Source organism: Pseudomonas sp. FSL R10-1339, from assembly GCF_009600545.1.
In the GTDB taxonomy this organism is placed as follows: Bacteria; Pseudomonadota; Gammaproteobacteria; order Pseudomonadales; family Pseudomonadaceae; genus Aquipseudomonas; species Aquipseudomonas bubulae.
In genome coordinates this window covers 1-5,158 of the sequence record NZ_WIVQ01000161.1, presented here as the reverse complement: position 1 = coordinate 5,158, position 5,158 = coordinate 1, and the positions used below count along the sequence as shown (strand labels likewise).

7 protein-coding genes are annotated in these 5,158 nt (G+C 59.8%); 4 read left to right on the top strand and 3 right to left on the bottom strand.

What is annotated here, in order from left to right; genetic code table 11:
- The 4 genes from GHO03_RS23635 to GHO03_RS23620 form a co-directional block, all read left to right on the top strand.
- A partial coding sequence (locus tag GHO03_RS23635) for a sulfite exporter TauE/SafE family protein (RefSeq protein WP_178110360.1) occupies window positions 1-330 on the top strand: 330 nt, incomplete at its 5' end.
- 196 nt (window positions 331-526) lie between these two features.
- Entirely contained in the window at window positions 527-1,909 is a 1,383-nt protein-coding gene (hemN, locus tag GHO03_RS23630; RefSeq protein ID WP_153400627.1) for an oxygen-independent coproporphyrinogen III oxidase, read from the top strand.
- Between the two features lie 120 nt (window positions 1,910-2,029).
- On the top strand, window positions 2,030-2,764 hold the full coding sequence (fnr, locus tag GHO03_RS23625; protein ID WP_029611340.1) for a fumarate/nitrate reduction transcriptional regulator Fnr: 735 nt from the start codon (window positions 2,030-2,032) through the stop codon (window positions 2,762-2,764).
- Window positions 2,765-2,817: 53 nt separating this feature from the next.
- A complete protein-coding gene (locus GHO03_RS23620; RefSeq protein ID WP_095002764.1) occupies window positions 2,818-3,363 on the top strand; it encodes an adenine phosphoribosyltransferase in 546 nt (181 codons plus the stop codon).
- A 121-nt stretch (window positions 3,364-3,484) separates the two neighbouring features.
- On the opposite strand, the gene recR is transcribed toward GHO03_RS23620, so the two are convergent.
- The 3 genes from recR to GHO03_RS23605 all read right to left on the bottom strand — a co-directional run.
- Window positions 3,485-4,087: a recombination mediator RecR gene (recR, locus tag GHO03_RS23615; protein ID WP_016780292.1), complete on the bottom strand. Its 603-nt coding sequence runs from the start codon at window positions 4,085-4,087 to the stop codon at window positions 3,485-3,487.
- Between the two features lie 118 nt (window positions 4,088-4,205).
- Complete coding sequence (locus tag GHO03_RS23610) at window positions 4,206-4,544, bottom strand: YbaB/EbfC family nucleoid-associated protein (protein ID WP_095002765.1); 339 nt, start codon at window positions 4,542-4,544, stop codon at window positions 4,206-4,208.
- 77 nt (window positions 4,545-4,621) lie between these two features.
- Window positions 4,622-5,158: DNA polymerase III subunit gamma/tau C-terminal domain-containing protein (locus GHO03_RS23605; protein ID WP_306108804.1), on the bottom strand; the 537-nt coding region annotated here is incomplete at its 5' end.

Here is a 5,158-nt window from a genome sequence, read left to right as displayed (position 1 = left end):
ATCCAGCCGGTGGCCAGCCGCTTGTTGCCGGTCACCAGCCTGCCGCGCGCCTTGCTGCTGGGGGCACTGTGGGGCTGGCTGCCCTGCGGGCTGGTGTACAGCACGTTGATCTGGTCCGCCAGCCAGGGCAGCGCAATCGACAGTGCATTACTGATGCTGGGGTTCGGGCTGGGCACCTGGCCCGTGCTGCTGGCCACCGGCCTTGCCGCAGAACGTGTCACCGCAGTGCTGCGCAAACGCAGCGTGCGCATGGCTGGAGGATTACTGGTGATCCTGTTCGGTATCTGGACCCTGCCCGGTCCCCATCAGCACTGGTTGATGGGGCACTAGACAGAACCCGTGGGAGCGAGCTTGCTCGCGATGGCATCACCGCGATTTGCCTGACACATTGCGTCGCCGGTATCGCGAGCAAGCTCGCTCCCACAGGTGCACTTGCCAATCACAGCTGTTGATGCAAATCAAGATGCTACAACGACCCACCCCCTAGAATCCGCAGCATTGCCAGCCATCCCAGGGGAATGCCCGCATGCTCGACGCCATTCGTTGGGACCCAGAATTGATCCGCCGCTACGATCTTGCCGGACCGCGCTACACCTCATACCCGACAGCCATGCAGTTCAACAGCCAGGTCAGCCCGTTCGACCTGCTGCACGCCCTGCGCGAAAGCCGCAAGGCTCTGCGCCCGCTGTCGTTGTATGTGCACGTGCCGTTTTGCGCCAATATTTGCTATTACTGCGCCTGCAACAAGGTCATTACCAAAGACCGTGGCCGGGCCCAGCCCTACCTGCAGAAACTCGAGCAGGAAATCCAGATGATCGCCTGCCACCTCGACCCCAGGCAGAAGGTCGAGCAACTGCACTTTGGTGGCGGCACCCCGACTTTTCTTAGCCACGACGAATTGCGCCAACTGATGGCCAAGCTGCGTCAGCAATTCAATCTGCTGGACGACGACTCCGGCGACTACGGCATCGAAATCGACCCCCGCGAAGCCGACTGGTCGACCATGGGCCTGTTGCGTGAACTGGGCTTCAACCGTGTCAGCATCGGCCTGCAAGACCTCGACCCGGACGTGCAAAGGGCGGTCAATCGCCTGCAAAGCCTGGAAGAGACCCGGGCAGTGATCGACGCTGCACGCACGCTGCAATTTCGCTCGATCAATATCGACCTGATCTACGGCCTGCCCAAGCAAACCCCGGAAGCCTTTGCCCGCACCGTTGAAGAAGTGATCAGCCTGCAGCCCGATCGCCTGTCGGTGTTCAACTACGCGCACTTGCCTGAACGCTTCATGCCCCAACGACGCATCAACACCAGCGACCTGCCCTCGCCTGCCGCCAAGCTGCAGATGCTGGAGCGCACCATCGGGCAACTGACCGGCGCCGGCTACCGCTATATCGGCATGGATCATTTCGCCCTGCCAGACGATGAACTGGCCATCGCCCAGGAAGAATCAACCCTGCAACGCAACTTCCAGGGTTATACCACCCACGGCCATTGCGACCTGATCGGGCTTGGTGTCTCCGCCATCAGCCAGATCGGCGACCTGTACTGCCAAAATGACAGCGACCTGGCCAAATACCAGCACACCCTGGCCAGCGGCCAGCTCGCCACCAGCCGTGGCCTGGTATGCAATCAGGATGACCGTATCCGTCGCGAGGTCATCCAGCAGATCATCTGCAATTTGCACCTGCCGTTCGCGACCGTGGAGCAGGCGTTCAATATCGACTTTCGCGGCTATTTTGCCCCTCAGTGGCCGACGCTCAAGACCATTGCCGCCGACGGCCTGATCGCCCTGGACGACCAGCAACTGACTGTGCTGCCTGCTGGCAGGCTGCTGGTGCGCTCGGTGTGCATGGTGTTCGACGCTTACCTTGAGCAACAAACCCGTCAGCGCTATTCGCGGGTGATCTAAGGTCGCAAACACGACCTCTACAGCATGAGATGAGTGCCCTGGCATGGTGCGGCTGGTCTAGCCCCCCCACGCTGGGTTACCCTTGCATCTTATGTGTGTTTTCCTACAAGGATTTAAGAAATGTCCGAGCCAGTAAAAGTGCGCGCTCACACTCAGGCACAGTGCAAGGATTGCAGCCTGGCCCCACTCTGTTTGCCACTTTCGTTGAACCTGGAAGACATGGATGCGCTGGAAGAAATCGTCAAGCGCGGCCGCCCACTGAAAAAAGGCGAGTTCCTGTTCCGCCAGGGCGACACGTTTGGCTCGGTTTACGCGGTACGTTCCGGCGCACTGAAAACCTTCAGCCTGAGCGACAACGGTGAAGAGCAAATTACCGGTTTCCACCTGCCCAGCGAACTGGTCGGCCTGTCGGGTATGGACACTGAAACCTACCCGGTATCGGCCCAGGCGCTAGAGACTACACCGGTATGCGAAATCCCTTTCGAACGTCTCGACGAACTCTCCGTGCAACTGCCGCAACTGCGTCGCCAGCTGATGCGTGTAATGAGCCGCGAAATCCGCGACGATCAGCAAATGATGTTGCTGCTGTCGAAAAAAACCGCCGACGAACGTATCGCCACGTTCCTGGTCAACCTGTCAGCGCGTTTTCGTGCTCGCGGCTTCTCGGCCAATCAGTTCCGCCTGAGCATGTCGCGCAACGAAATCGGCAATTACCTGGGCCTGGCCGTTGAAACCGTGTCCCGCGTGTTTACCCGCCTGCAGGAAAACCAGTTGATCACTGCCGAAGGCAAGGAAGTGCATATTCTTGACCCGATCAAGCTGTGTGCCCTGGCCGGTGGTTCGCTGGAGGTTTGACACGGCCTGACGGGTTATACTGGCGCGCTTAACGCTCCCCAGGACAGCCCGATATGGTCTCCGACGATTTTTGCCTCAAAACCCTGATTCGCCCGGTTATTGATTTCCCCAAGCCGGGCGTCATCTTTCGCGACATCACCCCCCTCTACCAGTCGCCCCGCGCCATGCGCGTGATCGCCGACAGCTTTATCGAGCGCTACGTCGAGGCTGACTTCAGCCATATCGGCGCCATGGATGCCCGCGGCTTCCTGATCGGCTCGGTACTGGCCCACCAGCTCAATAAACCGCTGATCCTGTTTCGCAAACAGGGCAAATTGCCCGCAGACGTTTTGGCCGAAGGCTATCAGACGGAATATGGCGAAGCGTTTCTGGAGGTTCACGCCGACAGCCTGTGCGAGGGTGACTCGCTGCTGATCGTCGATGACCTGATTGCTACGGGCGGCACGCTGATTGCGGCAGCCAACCTGGTGCGACGCATGGGTGCGCAGGTGTTTGAAGCAGCGGCCATTATCGACCTGCCCGAACTGGGCGGTTCGCAGCGCTTGCAGGATTTGGGTGTGCCTACTTTCTGTCTGACGGAATTTTCGTTGACCGAGTAATACCGACACGTGGGAGCGGGCTTGCTCGCGATGGCATCAGCGCGGTTCAACTGAATACCGCGGTGCCTGCATCGCGAGCAAGCCCGCTCCCACAGGAGTCCCCTCTCCCCTGCAATCGCAATCAGAGCGTAATCGGCCGACGCCCCGAGAACGAGTGCGCCAAAGTACCGCCATCCACCAGTTCCAGCTCGCCACCCAGCGGCACACCGTGGGCGATACGCGACGCTATCAGGCCTTTGTTGCTCAGCAACTGGGCGATGTAATGCGCAGTGGCCTCGCCCTCAACCGTTGGATTGGTGGCCAGGATCACCTCCGCAAACGTACCCTGCTCTGCAATACGCGCCATCAATTGCGGAATGCCTATCGCCTCAGGGCCTAAACCATCGAGCGGCGACAAATGCCCCTTGAGCACAAAGTAACGGCCGCGATAACCGGTCTGTTCCACGGCATACACGTCCATCGGCCCCTCGACCACGCACAGCAAGGTGTCATCCCGGCGCACATCGGCACACTGCGGGCACAGATCATCTTCGGTCAGGGTTCTGCACAAACGGCAATGCCCCACGCCTTCCATCGCCTGAGTCAGCGCCAGGGCCAGGCGCGAGCCGCCACTGCGATCACGCTCAAGCAATTGCAACGCCATGCGCTGGGCGGTCTTTTGACCCACGCCCGGCAAGGTACGCAAGGCATCGATCAGTTGGCGAATCAGAGGGCTAAAGCTCATAAGGAAAGGTCCGACAAAACAACGAGACGCGGTTTATACCCTCGGTGTGAGCTAGCGTCAAATACCCGTAAAACAGGCAAAAAAATGCCAGGCTCATGGCCTGGCATTTCAGCATGCCTTAGAACGGCATCTTCATGCCCGGCGGCAGTTGCATGCCGGCGGTCACACCAGACATTTTGTCCTGGCTGTTGGCTTCGATCTTGCGCACGGCGTCGTTGACCGCTGCGGCGAACAGGTCTTCCAGCACTTCGCGGTCGTCTTCGCTCACACCTTCCAGCAAAGTCGGGTCAATGCTCACCCGCTTGACGTCATGACGGCCGGTCATGACCACAGTGACCATATCGCCACCCGCCTTGCCGGTGACTTCAGCATTGGCCAGCTCTTCCTGCATCTTGGCCATTTTTTCCTGCATCTGCTGCGCCTGCTTCATCAGGCCGGCCATGCCACCTTTCATCATGGGAATCACCTCAAACGTTATTTGGACAATGCACCCGCAATCAAAACGACTGCGGGCTGTAAGTTTCTGCTCTGGCGTTACGACACTTGAGCCTGAGCCACCTCTAAAGGTTGAATCGTATCTTCGCGTACGGCCGCACCGAACTGCTCGACCATCTGCCGGACCACCGGGTCAGCATGGATCGACTCTTCGGCCAGACGCTGGCGCTCTGCGCGAAAACGCGAAGCCGCCTGGGCCGGGGTTTCCTGCTCCGGCTTGACCAGCTCAATCGTGACTTTGAGTGTACGCTGAGTGAACTGGTTCAGTGCATCGTTGAGTCGACGCTGCTGGGTCAGGTTGAACAACGCGCTGTGGGCCGGGTCCAGATGCAACAGCCAGTCATCACCGTCAACCGCAATCAGCGTGCAGTTGGCGCCAATGCTGGCGGTCATGCCCGACACCGGTAATTTGGGGAACATCTCCAGCCATTCAAGGGCCAGACCGGTCGCCGGCATCGCCGCAGGCAGCGGTTCGGGCGCAGGCGCTGGCTCGCTGGCATGCTCACTGGCCAGCTCGTCGAGGTAGCTGTAGGCCGCCGAATCCATGTCCGGCTCAATGTAGTCTTCGTCCAGGGG

What these genes read in the sequence shown, in the direction of transcription:
- recR (WP_016780292.1), bottom strand. Translation starts at nt 4,087, where the DNA reads ATGAGCTTTAGCCCTCTGATTCGCCAACTGATCGATGCCTTGCGTACC.
- fnr (WP_029611340.1), top strand. Translation starts at nt 2,030, where the DNA reads ATGTCCGAGCCAGTAAAAGTGCGCGCTCACACTCAGGCACAGTGCAAG.
- GHO03_RS23620 (WP_095002764.1), top strand. Translation starts at nt 2,818, where the DNA reads ATGGTCTCCGACGATTTTTGCCTCAAAACCCTGATTCGCCCGGTTATT.
- GHO03_RS23610 (WP_095002765.1), bottom strand. Translation starts at nt 4,544, where the DNA reads ATGATGAAAGGTGGCATGGCCGGCCTGATGAAGCAGGCGCAGCAGATG.
- hemN (WP_153400627.1), top strand. Translation starts at nt 527, where the DNA reads ATGCTCGACGCCATTCGTTGGGACCCAGAATTGATCCGCCGCTACGAT.